The following is a 15,480-nucleotide window of genomic DNA, read 5'->3' as shown; positions in this document are numbered from 1 at the left end:
TATCTTGGTCTAGGCGCGGTGCGTTCCGGACACATGAGGAAGGACGACGATGGCGATCAGAATCAATGGAAGCGACGTCGCTGTCCCTGACGACGTGCGCGTCTCCCTACTCGACCTGTTGCGCGAACAGCTCCACCTCACAGGCACCAAGGTCGGCTGCAATCAGGGCGCCTGCGGCGCGTGCACCGTGCTCGTCGATGGCGAGCGCGTCCTCTCCTGCCTGATCCTGGCCGTTCAGATGGACGGGCGGTCCGTGACCACGATCGAGGGGTTGGGCAGCGCGGACAATCCGAGCCCGCTGCAGAAGGCCTTCGTCGCGCATGACGGCTTGCAGTGCGGCTATTGCACGCCCGGACAGATCTGTGCCGCGACCGCGATGCTCGATGAGCTCGAGGCCGGCATTCCGAGTTATGTCAGCCCCGATCTGGCAGCGGCGCCCTCGCTCTCGCGCGAGGAAGTCCGCGAGCGGATGAGCGGCAATCTGTGCCGCTGCGGCGCGCATAACGGCATCGTCGACGCGATCCTCGAGGTGGCTGGGGAGCGCGCGCCATGAACCCGTTGACCTATCATCGCGCGAGATCGATCGACGAGGCGATCGGCCTGACCGGCGTCGGCGCGCCGAGTTTGCTCGGCGGCGGCACGAACCTGATCGACCTGATGCGCAAGGGCGTCGAGCACCCTTCCGCCCTGATCGACGTGACCGCCCTCTCCTCCGAGATCGAGGCGACCGGCGATGGCGGCCTGCGGATCGGCGCGGCGGCCAGGAACAGCGCCCTCGCCGCTCATCCGCTGGTCCGCTCGCAGTATCCGATGCTGGCGCGCGCTGTGCTGGCCGGGGCTTCGGCCCAGATCCGCAACATGGCGACCGTCGGCGGCAATCTGATGCAGCGGACCCGCTGCCTGTATTTCCAGGATGCCGCGGGCTCGCGCTGCAACAAGCGCTCGCCCGGAACCGGCTGCGATGCGATCGGCGGATTCAACCGGTACCATGCGGTCATCGGCGCCTCGCCCTCCTGCATCGCCACGCACCCATCGGACATGTGCGTGGCGCTTGCGGCGTTGGACGCGCTCGTCCATGTCGCAGGCCCCGGCGGCAAGCGGCGCATTCCGCTGGTCGATTTCCATCGCCTGCCCGACGAGCGCGCCGATATCGAGACCCTGCTCGAACCTGGGGAGGTGATCTCTGCCGTCGAGTTGCCCCCCTCCCCCTTCGGCACGGACTCTGGCTATCGCAAGGTCCGCGACAGGGCGAGCTATGCCTTTGCCCTCGTCTCGGTCGCGGCCGGGCTGACGATGCGCGGCGGCGTGATCGAGGATGTCTGCATCGCCTTCGGCGGCGTCGCGCCGAAGCCGTGGCGGGCCCTGCGCGCCGAAGCGGCGCTGCGCGGTGGCCCAGCCATCGGCGAGGCGTTCGATGCCGCGTTCCAGGGGGAATTCTCCGACGCCGCGCCGGCGGCCGGGAACGCCTTCAAGATTGAACTGGCGCAGCGAACGATGAGCGCCATCCTCACCCAGTTGAGCGGGAGTGCATCATGAGCAAGGTGCAGAACGCCGTCATCGCATCGGTCAAGACCGCCCTGAGCTGGGTTCCGGCGCAATGGCTGCCCGGCGGCACGCCCGACCCGCTCATCGAGCGCCGGGTCGCGATAGGCCGGCAGGATTCCCGGCTCGACGGACCGGTGAAGGCGAGCGGCCAGGCCCGCTTTGCAGCCGAGGTCGAGCCGGAAGGGCTATGCTTCGCGGCACTTCTACACGGCACGATAACGCGCGGTCGGATCTCCCGGCTCGACACCGCCAAAGCCGAAGCGGCACCGGGCGTGATCCTGGTCCTGACGCATCGCAACATGCCGCGTCTCGGCACGCCACCGCTGATCAGCACGACGGACCTGTCCGCCGTTGGCAACAGCAGCGTGCCCATCATGCAGGACGCTGAGCTGCGCTATAACGGGCAGGTCGTCGCCGCCGTGCTGGCCGAGACGCAGGAACAGGCGGACCATGCCGCTTCGCTGATCGAGATCGCCTATGAAGCCGACAAAGCCAAGACGCGGTTCGAAGACGCCAAGCCCGAGGCGAACACCCCTGCTTCGATCCTGATCGAGAAGAACCATGTTTCGGTCGGCGACGCCGAGGGCGAATTGGCGCGGTCCCCTCATCGGGTCGACAACGTCTATCGCACGCCTGGACAGAACCATAATCCGATCGAGCTCCATGCTTGCACCGTGGCATGGAAGGACGGCACGCTGATCGTCCATGACGCCACACAGATGATCGCTTCGAGCGCCAAGGCGCTCGCCAAGCTTTTCGGCCTCAAGAAGGAACAGGTGCGAGTCCACTCGCCCTATGTCGGCGGCGGGTTCGGCGCCAAAGGAATGTGGGACCATCAGATCATTGCCGTCGCCGCCGCGAAACTCGCAGGCCGTCCCGTCCGCCTGATGCTGAGTCGCGAAGGAGTTTATCGCATCGTCGGCGGACGCAGCCCGACGGAGCAGCGCGTCGCGATCGGGGCGGATGCGGAGGGGCGATTTACCGCGCTGATCCACACCGGGTACTCGATCATGCCCCCTTACGGCGCCTGCCCCGAACAGTTCAGCCTGTCGTCGCGGGCGGCTTATCGCGCGGGCAGCTTCGAGATTGTCCAGAGGCATCTCAATCTCGATATCGTGCCCAATACCTTCATGCGCGCGCCCGGCGAAGCCGTCGGCACCTTCGCCATCGAATGTGCCGTCGATGAACTTGCCCACGAGATGGATATCGATCCGATCGAACTGCGCCGGCGCAACGACCCGGAGCGGCATCCCATCCATGGCACGGCCTTCTCGCAACGAGCCCTGATGCAGGCCTATGCCGAGGGAGCCAGGCGCTTTGGCTGGGAACGGCGCAAGGCGCGGCCCGGCGCATCCCGCCAAAGCGAATGGCAAATCGGCATGGGATGCGCGAGCGGCAGCTTCCCCTATGTGCGCATTCCCGGCGCGACGATCAGCCTGCGGCTGCGGCGCGACGGGTTGGTGACCATCGCCTGCTCGGCACAGGAAATGGGTATGGGCACCGCGACGGTGCAGATCCAGCATGCGGCGGACCGGCTAGGTCTGCGGACCGAAGCGATCTCCTTCGAACTGGGCGATTCGGCCCTGCCCGCGGGGCCTATCGCGGGGGGATCATCGCAGACCGTCTCGATCGCGGCAGCGATCACGGCAGCCGCCGACAAGTTGGCGGGAGAACTTCTGCGGCTGGCCGGCAACGACAGCCCGCTCGCCGGGCTGCGCGCGAAGGAGGTCCAGCTGATCGACGGCGGCATCGCCGGCATCGAGGACCCTTCACGCCACGAAGGCTATGCCTCGATCCTGGCGCGCGCGGCACGCGACGAGGTTGCCGTCACGGCAACGGCAAGCGCACCGCTCGAAATGCTCAAATTCGCGATGCACAGCTCGTCGGCCATCTTCTGCGAACTGCGCGTCAGCGACGTCACGGGCGAGATCCGCATCGACCGGCTCCTGGGCTCATTCGACTGCGGCACGATTCTCAACCCCAAGACCGCGGCCAGCCAGTTCCGCGGGGGGATGATCATGGGGCTGGGTCTGGCGCTGACCGAGGAGACGCTGTTCGACGAACGGAGCGGCAGGATCATGAATCCGACGCTGTCCGACTATCACATTCCCGCCCATCTGGACGTCCCGGACATCGAGGTGATCTGGACCGGTATCCCCGACCCTCGTTCGCCGCTCGGCGCGCGCGGGATCGGCGAGATCGGCATCACCGGCGTTGCGGCGGCGGTCGCCAACGCGGTCTTCAACGCGACGGGCAAGCGCGTCCGCGACCTGCCCATCACGCTGGACAAGCTTCTCTGAGGTGCTGCGTGGGCAGGCCGACCCGGTTGGGGCCTACCGGGCGGCCTGACGTGATCCAAAGCGCTGAAGCCCGGTGTCGCGGCCTGCCTCGTAAAGCCCCAGCATCTCCTCGGGCTTGAAGTCGAGCGGGTTCGCAGCCTCGGGGACCGTTTCGGGAAGCGCGATCAGATGAAACCGCGCGCCAGCCTGCCGCGTCTTGGCTTCGGCTTCGCGGACCGAAGCATACATCAGCTGCCTGATGAGCTGCGATATGCCGCGTTGCGCCAGTCGGAGCGTGGATCTCGCATCGCTGCGGAGCGCGGTATCTCGGCTGACATGCCCGTTGGCGACCACCCAGACATCGGTGCGCGGGGCCATTCGCCGATCGAGCATAAAGGATTCGAGCGGAACCGGCGTCTTGACGCCGCCGTCGCTGTGCACGGCGAGCGCGCCGCTTTGGCGATCACGCACATAGACCGGTTCGATCAGGCCGGGCACGGCCGCCGAGGCGACAAGGACGTCGATATACTGCGCCTTGCGACTGTCACCACCGGCCGCGATCGCGCCCATGTCCCAGTTCACCGCCTTTCCGGCGGTCATGTCGGTCGTCGTGACATAGAGCCTGCGGCCGGCGGCGTGCGCCGACGCGACGGCATCGAGCATCTCCTCGCTGATCGCGTCCATCAGCAGGCGGCGCAACGGCAGCGGGTCGTACAAGCCCGTGCCGAGCAACGTCTTCAGCCCGTTCGCGCGCAGGATGTCTCGTGTCCGCACCGAGGTGTAGATGCGCTCGAGAACGGAATCATATGCGGGACCGAGGAAGGCAGCGGTGGCCTGCAACGCTCCGGTCGAAGTGCCCGAGACGATCTCGAATTCCGGGCGCCTGCCGCTGGCGGTCCAGGCCGCCATCACGCCTGCGCCGAAGGCGCCGTCCGCTCCGCCGCTCGTCAGGACGAGGATGTTGCGCGTTTGCGATCCTGGCCTGGCGACGGGAGCATCGGTCGCCTGCGAGCCGATGAAATCCGTCCTCACGACGGCTTCGCCCGCGTCGATGACGATGTCGCCATGGACACAGGCCGACAGGCCGAGCGTCAGGACAAGCGTTACGAGCAGCGCGGGCCGCCGGACAGGGGGGCTCGAATTCCGGCAAAGAGCCCTGATCGCCGCCTTCATTGCTTTGCGCCCGTCGCGATCCCCAGCCGCATGGAGCGGAGCTTGGGCGGGAAAGTTTCTATCCATATCCGAAGCCTGGCTCGAGAGTATGCCTTGCCTCATTGGCAGCTCGACGAGGCGATGACGGACTCGACGCATTAGCCGCCCCCTCATCGCGAGGATGACTGTGGCGCGCCGAAGCTCCATGCCCGAACTCGCAAAAAAATTGCCCGTTCCTACAGGCCACCAGCTATCGCGAATCCAGGCCGCCAATCACTTGACATTTGTTTGGTGCCTTACATATTTGCTAGGTAGCTATCAAAATCAGAGGCCGCGATGAACGATCATGAGAAAGGTTCAAGCCGAGACGTGGTCGGAGCCTGGACGAAGCGGTGCTACTTCGCCGGCCGGGCGGTCATGGATTCCGCCCTCCGCCCTTATGATCTGGGCTCCGTACAGTGGTACGTGCTTCATCGGCTCGTCACCACCGGGCCGACCATGCAGCGGGATCTCGTTTTGCTGCTTGAGATCGAACGGGCGACGATGAGCGGCATCGTCTCAACGCTCGTCCGGAAGGGCCTGGTCGAGCAGGAACCCGACCGGGTTGACCAGCGGCAGAAGATTCTACGGATCACGGCTGCCGGCGCGAAGCTCTGGGGTGATCTGCCCGATCTGTCCTTCATCCGCTCAGTGGCGTTCGACGGCATCGAAGATGCCGACATCGCGACCGCCGTCAAGGTTCTCCAGACCGCAACAGAGCGGCTCGAAACCCTCATACAGAAAGGACCATTTCCATGACGGTTTTAGTAACCGGTGCAACAGGGCTCGTCGGAACACGCCTTCTTCCGCGCCTCGTGGAAGCGGGAATTAGGTGCCGCGCGCTCGTGCGACCGGGCAAGGAGGTTCCTTCCGGCGTGGCCGCGATCGAAGGCGATCTGCTCGATCCTGCATCGCTCGCGTCAGCCGTCGAGGGAATTTCTGCGGTCGTTCACCTCGCTGCCGTTTTTCGCACGCCCGACACCGACCTGATCTGGAAGAGCAATCTCGAAGGGACACGCAGCCTCATCGCCGCGGTGAAGGCGCATGCGCCGGATGCGCGCTTTATCCTGGCGAGCACGTCCCATGTCTATGACGCAGCCAGCCCCCGCCCGGGCCATGAGCGCGATGCAGCCGATCCGCAACAGGCGTATCCGGCCAGTAAGCTTGCTGCCGAGAACGTGCTGCGCGAAAGCGGGCTGAACTGGTCGATCCAACGGTTCGGCTTCGTCTATGGCGACAAGGACGGACATCTGGAGGAGTTGCCCCGGCTTGTCGCCAATTTCAAAATGCATCCCGCCCAAAGGATGAGCATGATCCATCACCGCGACGTCGCCACCGCCATGAAGCTGGCCCTGCTGGGCACGATGGACGGGCACATTGTCAACATCACCGATGAAGCGCCCACCTCGATCTACGAACTCGTCATGCTGGTCGGCGGAACAATGGAACCGTCGTCGGCACCGCTCGGCAATCCTTGGCACCTTCATATGGATGCCTCGCTCGCTCGCCGCCTCGGTTTTCAGCCGGTCGTGAGAACCGTTTACCAGGCGGCACAGGAAAACCTGATGTGAACCATGCCCGTCGGCGCTGACTGGCTGGAGCCAAGCGATGCCGCGCGGGCGCAGGACCGCGGCTGGCCCGCCATTTCGCGTAGCTTGGGCTCATTGCTGGGCATGCGGCGTATCGGCGAAGTCTGCGTGCAACGGCCGAACGACGCGGACGACACGATCAGCGTTCGTATCGGACATAACCAGATTTCAGATCCCTTGATCAGGCGATGGATCGGAAGCCAACGCCAAGCCTCTCATATGGATGAAGGAATCGCGGCCCGCAGCCGGTCGAGTGCCGGAATTTGCAGGAACAGGCAAATTTACTGGCGTTTTGGGCATTCTGACCGTTGGAGGCCTCCTCTAAATTGATCATGCAGTTCAAGAATTAGCGAGTGTTACTTCGTGAAATCATTGAAATACGACGAAGTTCATCGCATTTCGCTCGCATCTTATACACAATAAAATCTCATTATTCAGAACACCTCGCAATGCTGATACTACAACTGGCGGGACTGAGTCGTTCACGAGCGAAGTGAAGTGCCTTGAGCGCGGCCGTACACTTTGCGTCTAGCTGCGCCGAATGTGAAGTTTGTGCACCGGACTCACGCCCCATTCCCCAAAAAGGCAAAGACTATGGCCAGGCAGACAGCTTCTGAAATTCCCCCACGACGCGGCAGCACCGGAGTCGTTATCAGGACTGCGAGCTCTGCTTCCCAAGTGCAATCGATGTATTCCAGTCGGCAAGTCTGTCTCGCCTGATGTGCTGTTTTTCGCCACCTGTGTCACGACCGGCCAGCCCGAGCCGGATGGAGCCTTGCCGACATGCCCTAGAAAAAAGGGCGCATCTTCGTGGTCACCGCCGGCACAGCGGGCATCGGCTACGAGAGTGCCAAGGCCGCGCTGGCTGTCCTCGTCTCGTGCAGTTCGCTCCGGGGCCGATGATGCTGCCTGGTGATCTGTTGGAGATGTCCGGGCCGGCAAGCCTCCGAGAGCTGCAGCGACGGAACATCACTTGAAAGGGAACGACGATGCCCAGGACTTGGACCAGCAAGGACATCCCGTCCCAGCACGGCCGCACGATCGTCGTGACCGGCACCGGCGGCCTCGGCTTCGAGGACGCGCTGGCGCTCGCCCGCGCCGGCGCTGATGTGATCATCGCAGGAAGAAACCCCGGCAAGGGCGCTCAGGCGATCAACCGCATCAAGCAAGAGGTAGCGGGTGCCAAGGTGAGCTTCGAGGCGGTCGATCTCGGCAGCTTGGCCTCGATCGCCGCATTCGGCAAGCGGCTAAACGCCAATCGGGAGCGCATCGACGTCCTGATCAACAATGCCGGCGTCATGACGCCGCCGCGCCGGGCAACGACTGCCGACGGCTTCGAGTTGCAGTTCGAAACCAATTATCTCGGCCACTTCGCGCTGACGGCCCACCTCCTTCCACTCCTCAGGCGTGCACGCGCTCCGCGCGTCGTCACACTGTCCAGCGTCGCCGCCCGCAGCGGCGCGATCAACTTCGACGATCTCCAGGCGGAACGCGACTACAAGCCCGGGCGGGTCTACAGCCAGTCCAAGCTGGCATGCTTGATGTTCGCATTCGAGCTTCAGCGGCGCAGCGATGCCGCCGGTTGGGGACTTGTCAGTATCGCTGCCCACCCCGGTGTCTCGCGGACCGATCTCCTGCACAATGCACCGGGCCGGCTCAGCTTTCAGGGCATCTTGCGCACGGTATTGTGGTTCCTGTTCCAGCCAGCGTCGCAAGGCGCCCTGCCGACGCTGTTCGCGGCGACGTCCCCCGATGCCCGCGAAGGCGGCTATTACGGCCCTGACAGGATGAGTGAGACGCGGGGCTATCCGAGCGAGGCCAAGTCGCCCGCAGCGTCACTGGACGCTCAGGCAGCAAGCCGACTTTGGTACCTGTCCGAGGCGCTCACCGGCGTGAGGTTCGGCGATACCGGGCCGTTGCCGGCCAGCATCGCGGCAGCCTTGGAAACATAGTCGGCTTAGCTAGGAACGCCGCAGGAAGCGCGGCGGCTCCCAATCCTCCCCTGAGGTCACATGCATACTTATCTCACCTACGGCGCCTTTGGCTGGCTGGTCTTCACCGGCGTGGCGCATTTTGTCATCGATGTCGTTTCGCAGTACCTGCGCGGCAAGCGGCCGCCCGGTGTTGAAACCACCCTCTATTACGGATTGAACTCGGCATTCGCACTGGGCCAGGTGTTGTTTGGACTGATCTGCGTCTGGATCGCCTGGCGGCAACCCGGCCTCCTCACCGAGCGCCCGGTCGTGGCGCTATGCCTCGCAGGGGCGGTAGCCTGGCTCACGATTACTTTCGCCTTCATGGGATATTGGGAACCGAAGGTGAACGCAGGGATCTTTGCCGCCCTGCTGATCGCGGCTCTGTTGACGGCGCCCGCAGCGTCGCCGTGATCGAGGCGGAGAGGCGCGAAAAGTTCAAGGCCGGATTCGCAGCCGACGCCGGCGATGCGGACGTCGCCTTCCTTCGAGACTCACAGGTTCCGATCAACATGTCGGTATTCAGTGCCCGTCTCAGCCACGCCGCTTGGCGCTCCAGAACTAGCTGGGCGGTTATTGCACGGGATGATAATGCATTTGGCGCCGGAATGCTGCTTCACATGGCTAAGCGAATTGGCGCGGCGATCACTGAAGTCCCTGGTAGCCACCGGTCTTCATGACCCAGCCGAAGGAGGTTGCCGACGCAATCGACCGCGCCGCTCAGAGTGCAATTCTCAACAGGAACAGCCGATCTTCGGGATCCGGAAGGTGAATTCCGTCAATTGCGATTATGGTTCCTTGACCCATGAACCAGATCTATCATTGTCATGCCTATATTTATAGTTTCGCTAAACGGCGAAGTTTCGCCAAGCCTCTATCAGTCGAGATGAACTGCTCCAACATGGGACCGATGAATTTGACAGGGTCAATGACCGTCCGGCTTTCTTCCTGTGCGAGGGCGGCGGCATAGGCGACAAGGTCCCGGTGTAGCGACGCCGATAGCTCGAGCGTGATCTTGACGGGCTTGTCATCGACAATCGGCCCTAGCTTTAGCATTAAGAACCTCCATACGGTTCGAGCACCAGGTCTCGGCTAAACGATCACTCGGACCGGGAAGCCCGGTCGGATTGTCAGGGTCGGCGCGACGTTGAGCTGGCGCCGGATGATCTGCTGGCCCCGCACCGTTGATCGTATCCTGACCGCCGTTGCGGATGGTCTGGATCGGCCGGTCATCGTCATTGGTGGCAAGTTGGGCGCCGACGCTGAGCAGGGTTGAAAGTCCGGCCGCCTTGGTGCGAAAGTGAAGGATGGTGTGCAAAAGCAGCGTGGGTCCGCTTGCGCAGGGCTGGCGCCCAGGAGAGCAAATGGCGGTCTGGGGGGCGCGTGATGGCCAGGTTGGACAAATATCAAGGCACAGATGCGGGAGCCTCATCCCTGTCACCGGCTGGCCAAGACCAAGGGTCCACATCGCAGTCCTCGGTGAGCAGGCCGCCGTCCTCCCCCGCCGCGGCCGACGGCGCTCTCGCACCGGACCCGCGTGATTGGCTTGCAGCCATTATCGAAGGGTCCGAGGACGCCATCATTAGCAAGAACCTCAACGGCATTATTCAGAGCTGGAATGCCGGCGCGACGTGGCTATTCGGTTATGCGGCCGAGGAAGTCATCGGCAAATCGATCACGATCCTGATCCCACCGGACCGGCTCGATGAGGAGCCGATGATCCTGGCGCAGATAGAACGCGGCCAGCGTGTCGAGCATTTCGAGACCCGGCGTCGCCGCAAGGACGGCACGCTGGTGGATATCTCACTGACCATCTCGCCCGTTCGCAACGCGAACGGTCTCATCGTTGGCGCGTCGAAGATCGCGCGCGACATCACCGAGAGGCTGATGGCGCAGGAGCAGCAGCAGCTCCTGATGGGCGAGATGCGTCATCGCGTGAAGAACCTATTCGCGCTGGCCAACGCGATCGTCTCGATCAGCGCGAAGTCGTCGGCGAGCGAAAGCGACATCATCGCGAATGTGCAGGCTAGGTTGTCCTCGTTGGCGCGAGCGCATGACTTGATAATGTCGGACCGATTGCTCGGCCCTGGGAACGAACAGCATGTCGCGCTGCTCACGCTCGTCCGGACGATCCTCGAACCCTATGCGACCGACAACCGGATCAGCATCCACGGCGACGATTGCGACGTCGGCGGCAAGGCGGTCACCAACCTGGCGCTGCTGCTGCATGAACTGGCGACGAATGCCGCGAAATATGGATCGCTATCGGTGCAGACCGGCCGGCTCGACGTTAACGTGACGATAGACGACGATCAGACCCGCCTGGTCTGGCGCGAAACCGGCGGCCCTGAGCCTTCGCTTGGCGGTGCCGCCGGGTTCGGCAGTCGCCTCGAACGGGGACTGGCGAGCGCATTGGACGCTACGATTGAGCGCGATTGGCGGCCGACGGGGCTGGTCGCCTCTATCATCACGTCCCAGGCGGCGATCTGCATCTGAGTGGAGGCCCTTTGGGGCGGCATCGGCTGGCCGGAAGTTGAGGACATGTCTGCGGGCCTCAGGCCTTGGTGAGCGGCTTGAAGACGTTGATGGCGTTGCCGTCCGAATCGAGGAACAGCATCGAGGCGATTACCCCAGGCCATGTCCTTGGCTGTTGCAGCCATCCAGGCGACGGGCTCCGACGCTTCGGCCGAGCGTTGCTTGTTGGTGTAGGCCTTGATCAGGCTGGCATCGATCGCGAAGCCCTCGCCACGGACGAGCCCCTTCGCGATGCAGCGCCGAACGGTCGTCTCAAATAGCTCCCTCAAGAGATCGCTCTCGCGGAAGTGGCCGTGCCGGCTCCTCGAAAAGGTCGAGTGAGCGGGAACGGCCCCGAGTCCTTAGAGGTGTTTTCAAACAAGGAGCGGACGCGGCGATGAGAACCTGCCTCGATCGCACCGGCGATCGCTGCCGCGCTAGTGGGCGATGCGGAGCGGCGGCGAAAGCGTTTCTGGATCACGCTCTCTTATTCTCCAACCGCTGTTTTCAACGTCGACGCAGGCGGCTTCCTTTGAAAGAGGACGATGCCCGCGATCGTGATGCCGCCACCCAGGACATGATAAATATGCAGGGCTTCATCCAGAAACAGCGCCGCGACGACCGCGGTCAGGATCGGGACCAGGTTCATGAAGATCGCGGTCTTGCCGGCGCCGAGGTGCTTGACCGCCGACATCCAGAAGAAGGGCGCCAAGATAGATCCGGGGATCGCAGCGTAGCCGATCATCATTATGTTCGGGACCGTATAGGCGGGGGCGGCCGCCAATAGATAGCTCGGCAACAGGAAGAGAACGGCAAAGCCGATCTGCACGTAGATCGATGTCCACATCGCGAGAGCGATTGACCAGCGTCTCAGGGCGACTCCATAGGCGGCGTAGGCAGGACCGCCAGCAGCATGAGCGCGTCTCCCCGACCGACGCCCTGCGCCAGAAGGAGGGATGCGTCGCCTCTCCCAAGCACGATGAAAATGCCGAACAGCGAGAGGACACCTCCCAGGATCGCGCGCCTCGAAGGTCGCTCCCCGAGAAAAAGGAAGCTCAGCCCCTCGGTCAGAAGCGGCACGAGCGACAGCAGGATCGCCATGTTCGTGGCCGAGGTGAAAGCCGCGGCATAGTATCCCAGGCCCTGGCACATCGCCATGCCGAGCAGGCCGAGACCGGCGAGCTTCGCAAGGTTGCGCGCAACGACCCGGCGATGCCGCCAGGCATCGCGCAGGACGAAAGGGGTCAATATCAGAAAGGCGAGAAACCAGCGCCCGAAGGCGATCACGCCGGGCGGAATCGAGCCGGCGGCCAGCTTGCTGACGATCGTGTTCCGGTCCAGATCGATACGGCGAGCAGGCAGTACAACAGGTACTTGGCGGGCATCCCGAGCGCTCCATGGATATGGTCTCGCTGCCCTAGCAACTGTCTGTTTGTCATTATATAGCGAGTTTCAGACACCATCGCGCGCCGATCGGACACCTGTTGAAGCCTCAGATTCCTCCCGGCGAAAATCCCGCTCCACTGTCGTTTCGTACGGAGCACTATGAACCCGGCGCCACGTTCGAGTCCCGCCGCCAGCCCTGGTGCAAGGTCGGCTACGCGGTGACCGGTGTCATGGAGGCCCACGTCGAAGGACGGCGCTTTCTCTGTCCGCCGCACTACGCGACGTGGATACCGGCGCAGGCACTGCATAGCTGTCACAATCGCCATGACGTCAAATTCGTCTCGATCTATATCGAGCGGGACCTCTGCGTGGGGATGCCGGCGGCGGCCTGCACCTTGGCTCTGAGCCCGCTTATTAAGGCGATCCTGGCGGATTTCGCTGGACGCCATATCACGGTTCCAAGAACGGACGCCGATATCCGGCTCGCTTTGGTCCTGGTGGACCAACTGTCGAAAGCGCCCCGCCGGGACAGCTATCTACCCGTCTCAAACGACGCATTTCTCCGTCACATCACCGACGCGCTTCAGGCAGATCCCGGCGACAACCGATCCTTGGCCGAATGGGCGCGCAGGCTCCAGACCACCGAGAGAACCCTTTCGCGGCGCTTCCAGAGCGGCCTCGGCGTGTCGTTCAAAGAATGGCGGCAGAGGTTGAAATTGGTCACCTCCTTATCGCTGATCGAAAGCGGGAATTCGATAGGAAAAATTTCAGGCGAGCTTGGCTACAACAGCTCATCGGCATTCATCGCGATGTTTCGAAGGCAAACCGGCGTCAGCCCGACCCACCTATGAACCTCCGAATTTCCGCGCGCGTTGATGAGCTCGGCAGAGAATAATGCGCCACTTGCTGACATTGGAACGTCGCCGGAAAGCGGACTTCAGGCGGCACCGCTCGCTCGGTCAGACGATGTAGTCGTCGCTGCTGATGTGTTGGTACATTTCCTGGCCCCCCTTCAGCAAAGCACCGACCTGGTTATCGACGAGCTTCTCAACGATCCGCATCGCATGGGAGGTGGTCCTGTCTTTTCGAAAGAACAGTCCTCGCGAGACGGTGAGATTCTCGATCGGTGCGCCATGAAGCTCACCCCGGGCGATCTCGCGCTCCAATGCCGAAAATGGAAAGATGCCGTAGCCGGCGTTTGCCAGCATCGCTTCACGCGCGAGCGGCAGCGCATCGACCGCCGCGATGACGTTCAGTGGCAGCTTTGTCTCAAAATGGCTCCAGAGAAAGCTGGCGAGCATGACCCGCCGCAATCCGATGCGCGACAGCGGCACGGCCCCGTCGCCCAGATCCCACAGTTCCGGCGATGCGAAAAGCCAGAGCTGCTCGTGAAACAGAGGCACGCATCTGAGGCTGTCATGACCTGCACGACAGCTCATGATCGCCATGTCCAGGCTGCCTTCGATCAAGCCCTCTCGCACGGCTGGGGAAACGTTCTCGACGAGGTGGAGCTTGATATCGGGATAGCGCCCGATGCAGTCAGCCAGGATGCGGCCGACGAATAGGCTGCCGACGGATGGGGGAAAGCCAAACCTGACGACGCCCGCAGGCTTGCTGATTGCCGATGTCACCTCATCCCGCAGCTCCTGGGCATTGCGAAGCAGATCTCGTCCCCGCTGCTCGACCAGGCGGCCTGTTTCAGTGGGCACAACGCCGCGCCGATGACGCTCCAGCAGCGTGTCGCCAAGCTGCTCTTCGAGCAGCTGGATGCGCCTCGTCAAAGCGGGTTGAGCCAGTCTCAGCGACCGGGCGGCGGCCGAGATCGAACCGAGGCGTACCACCTCCAAAAAGCAGGACAGGGATTCCAGGTCGAGATGTCGCATCAGTCAGTTATCGCAGATGAGCATGACTGCAATCGATAATCTCTATTATGCAGATGGGAGCCTTCGGTCTAGCGTTGCGTCAAATGGTGACGTCGCTCTCGGCGATTACCGTCACGGTCCTGGGGAGGGCGAAGATGAGGCCGACGCGGCGGAGTTTTTTTGTGATGCTGGCCGGCACGCTCGCCGCAACCATGGCCGGCTCCGTGCAAGCTCAGCAACCTTATCCGAACCGACCCATTACGGTGGTGGTGCCCTCCGGCGCAGGCGGGTTGAGCGACACACTCGCCCGCATCGTCACCGAAAAGGCGAAGACCGAGTTGGGCGCAGCCTTCGTCATCGAGAACAAGCCCGGCGCGAGCGGGATCATCGCGGCGTCTGGCGTGAAGCGCGCGCAGCCGGACGGCTACACGATCCTGCTTGCCAACGGCACGTCGAATGGAGCCGCCGAAGCCTTGGCCGTCAAGTCGCCCTACGATTCCGCGAAGGACTTCGTGCCTGTCGCCCATGTCGGCGAAACGCAGCTTGCTCTCGTCGCGTCGAAGAAGCTGCCGGTCAAGACGGCTCAGGACCTACTCGCCTATGCCCGCAAAAATCCCGGGAAGCTGACCTATGGAAGCTTCGGCCACGGCTCAGCCGGGCACCTGTTCGGCGAAGTCATGAAGAAGGAGAACGACATCTCGATGGTGCACGTTCCCTACAAGAATGAAGCCGACGTCGTACAAGCGATGATTGCAGGGGAGATCGACCTCGGCATGTTGGTTTCCGCAAAGCCGTTCGTGGATGAGGGACAGGTCACCCTGATCGGCGTAACCAGCCCGAGCGGGACCGCCGCTTATCCGGGATGGCCGAGCCTGAGCTCCCAGGGCCTACTTGGCTTCTCGAATGCCCGTGGGTTCCAGATCTTCCTGGCTCCCGCCGGAACACCCGAACCGGTCCTGAAGAAGCTGCGAGCCGCCTTGTCCCGCGCCATCTCCGATCCCGCGATCGGCAAACGGGTCCTGGATCTGGGTGTCGCGCCGGCCAATACCCCTGAGGCCGAGCTGCAAGCGACATATCGTGAGCTCGTCGAGCAATGGCGCGCACTTGTCAAAGCCTCTGACGTCCAGGCCAACTGAGCCCT

At 63.2% G+C, this 15,480-nt stretch carries 15 protein-coding genes and 3 pseudogenes; 11 read left to right on the top strand and 7 right to left on the bottom strand.

What is annotated here, in order from left to right:
* The first annotated feature begins 49 nt into the window (after positions 1-49).
* The 3 genes from GGC47_RS21910 to GGC47_RS21900 are packed head-to-tail and all read left to right on the top strand — an operon-like array spanning position 50 to position 3,845.
* Positions 50-553: a 2Fe-2S iron-sulfur cluster-binding protein gene (locus GGC47_RS21910; protein WP_429068719.1), complete on the top strand. Its 504-nt coding sequence runs from the start codon at positions 50-52 to the stop codon at positions 551-553.
* Positions 550-1,536 (top strand): FAD binding domain-containing protein, encoded by a 987-nt coding sequence (locus tag GGC47_RS21905; protein ID WP_429068717.1) that lies wholly within the window; start codon positions 550-552, stop codon positions 1,534-1,536. The genes GGC47_RS21910 and GGC47_RS21905 overlap by 4 nt, the downstream gene beginning before the upstream one ends.
* Positions 1,533-3,845 carry a xanthine dehydrogenase family protein molybdopterin-binding subunit gene (locus GGC47_RS21900; protein ID WP_429068716.1) on the top strand — a complete coding sequence of 771 codons (2,313 nt, stop codon included), beginning with the start codon at positions 1,533-1,535 and terminating at the stop codon, positions 3,843-3,845. Before GGC47_RS21905 ends, GGC47_RS21900 begins: the two co-directional genes overlap by 4 nt.
* 33 nt (positions 3,846-3,878) lie before the next feature.
* Here the strand turns inward: GGC47_RS21900 and GGC47_RS21895 are convergent, their stop codons facing one another.
* Positions 3,879-4,997, bottom strand: a complete 1,119-nt coding sequence (locus tag GGC47_RS21895; protein WP_429068715.1) for a patatin-like phospholipase family protein — start codon at positions 4,995-4,997, stop codon at positions 3,879-3,881.
* A 315-nt stretch (positions 4,998-5,312) separates the two neighbouring features.
* On the opposite strand from GGC47_RS21895, the gene GGC47_RS21890 reads away from it, so the two are divergent.
* From GGC47_RS21890 to GGC47_RS21870, 5 genes and pseudogenes are all read left to right on the top strand, one after another.
* On the top strand, positions 5,313-5,774 hold the full coding sequence (locus tag GGC47_RS21890; protein ID WP_142021400.1) for a MarR family winged helix-turn-helix transcriptional regulator: 462 nt from the start codon (positions 5,313-5,315) through the stop codon (positions 5,772-5,774).
* Positions 5,771-6,586 carry an NAD-dependent epimerase/dehydratase family protein gene (locus GGC47_RS21885; RefSeq protein WP_429068712.1) on the top strand — a complete coding sequence of 272 codons (816 nt, stop codon included), beginning with the start codon at positions 5,771-5,773 and terminating at the stop codon, positions 6,584-6,586. The genes GGC47_RS21890 and GGC47_RS21885 overlap by 4 nt, the downstream gene beginning before the upstream one ends.
* A gap of 1,007 nt (positions 6,587-7,593) precedes the next feature.
* The gene (locus tag GGC47_RS21880) at positions 7,594-8,556 is read left to right on the top strand and encodes an SDR family oxidoreductase (protein ID WP_429068710.1); all 963 of its coding nucleotides are present in this window, start codon (positions 7,594-7,596) and stop codon (positions 8,554-8,556) included.
* A 60-nt stretch (positions 8,557-8,616) separates the two neighbouring features.
* The gene (locus GGC47_RS21875; protein ID WP_429068709.1) at positions 8,617-8,991 is read left to right on the top strand and encodes a hypothetical protein; all 375 of its coding nucleotides are present in this window, start codon (positions 8,617-8,619) and stop codon (positions 8,989-8,991) included.
* Between the two features lie 17 nt (positions 8,992-9,008).
* A pseudogene (locus GGC47_RS21870) lies at positions 9,009-9,349 on the top strand (hypothetical protein); the annotation flags it as partial.
* A 65-nt stretch (positions 9,350-9,414) separates the two neighbouring features.
* On the opposite strand, the gene GGC47_RS21865 reads toward GGC47_RS21870, so the two are convergent.
* A complete protein-coding gene (locus tag GGC47_RS21865) occupies positions 9,415-9,633 on the bottom strand; it encodes a DUF2274 domain-containing protein (protein ID WP_429068708.1) in 219 nt (72 codons plus the stop codon).
* Positions 9,633-9,868, bottom strand: a pseudogene (locus GGC47_RS21860) (TrbI/VirB10 family protein); the annotation flags it as partial. The gene GGC47_RS21865 and the pseudogene GGC47_RS21860, both read right to left, overlap by 1 nt.
* 188 nt (positions 9,869-10,056) lie before the next feature.
* Between GGC47_RS21860 and GGC47_RS21855 the strand changes: the two are divergent.
* Complete coding sequence (locus GGC47_RS21855; RefSeq protein ID WP_429068706.1) at positions 10,057-11,073, top strand: PAS domain S-box protein; 1,017 nt, start codon at positions 10,057-10,059, stop codon at positions 11,071-11,073.
* Positions 11,074-11,249: 176 nt separating this feature from the next.
* Here the strand turns inward: GGC47_RS21855 and GGC47_RS21850 are convergent.
* The 3 genes and pseudogenes from GGC47_RS21850 to GGC47_RS21840 form a co-directional block, all read right to left on the bottom strand.
* A pseudogene (locus tag GGC47_RS21850) lies at positions 11,250-11,447 on the bottom strand (transposase); the annotation flags it as partial.
* Between the two features lie 131 nt (positions 11,448-11,578).
* The gene (locus GGC47_RS21845; protein ID WP_429068705.1) at positions 11,579-11,938 is read right to left on the bottom strand and encodes an EamA family transporter; all 360 of its coding nucleotides are present in this window, start codon (positions 11,936-11,938) and stop codon (positions 11,579-11,581) included.
* Positions 11,939-11,961: 23 nt separating this feature from the next.
* Positions 11,962-12,378, bottom strand: coding sequence for an EamA family transporter (locus GGC47_RS21840; RefSeq protein WP_429068704.1), 417 nt, complete (start codon positions 12,376-12,378; stop codon positions 11,962-11,964).
* 197 nt (positions 12,379-12,575) lie between these two features.
* Here GGC47_RS21840 and GGC47_RS21835 point away from each other — a divergent pair, with 197 nt between their 5' ends.
* Positions 12,576-13,328: an AraC family transcriptional regulator gene (locus GGC47_RS21835; RefSeq protein ID WP_429068703.1), complete on the top strand. Its 753-nt coding sequence runs from the start codon at positions 12,576-12,578 to the stop codon at positions 13,326-13,328.
* A 108-nt stretch (positions 13,329-13,436) separates the two neighbouring features.
* Here the strand turns inward: GGC47_RS21835 and GGC47_RS21830 are convergent, their stop codons facing one another.
* The gene (locus GGC47_RS21830) at positions 13,437-14,360 is read right to left on the bottom strand and encodes a LysR family transcriptional regulator (RefSeq protein ID WP_429068702.1); all 924 of its coding nucleotides are present in this window, start codon (positions 14,358-14,360) and stop codon (positions 13,437-13,439) included.
* Positions 14,361-14,524: 164 nt separating this feature from the next.
* Here GGC47_RS21830 and GGC47_RS21825 point away from each other — a divergent pair, with 164 nt between their 5' ends.
* Complete coding sequence (locus tag GGC47_RS21825) at positions 14,525-15,475, top strand: Bug family tripartite tricarboxylate transporter substrate binding protein (RefSeq protein WP_429068701.1); 951 nt, start codon at positions 14,525-14,527, stop codon at positions 15,473-15,475.
* The last annotated feature ends 5 nt before the right edge of the window (positions 15,476-15,480 follow it).

Source organism: Allobosea sp. OAE752 (assembly GCF_050433265.1).
Lineage (GTDB): Bacteria > Pseudomonadota > Alphaproteobacteria > Rhizobiales > Beijerinckiaceae > Allobosea > Allobosea spartocytisi.
The sequence above is the reverse complement of the archived record's forward strand: the minus strand, read 5'-3'. Positions and strand labels throughout refer to the sequence as shown.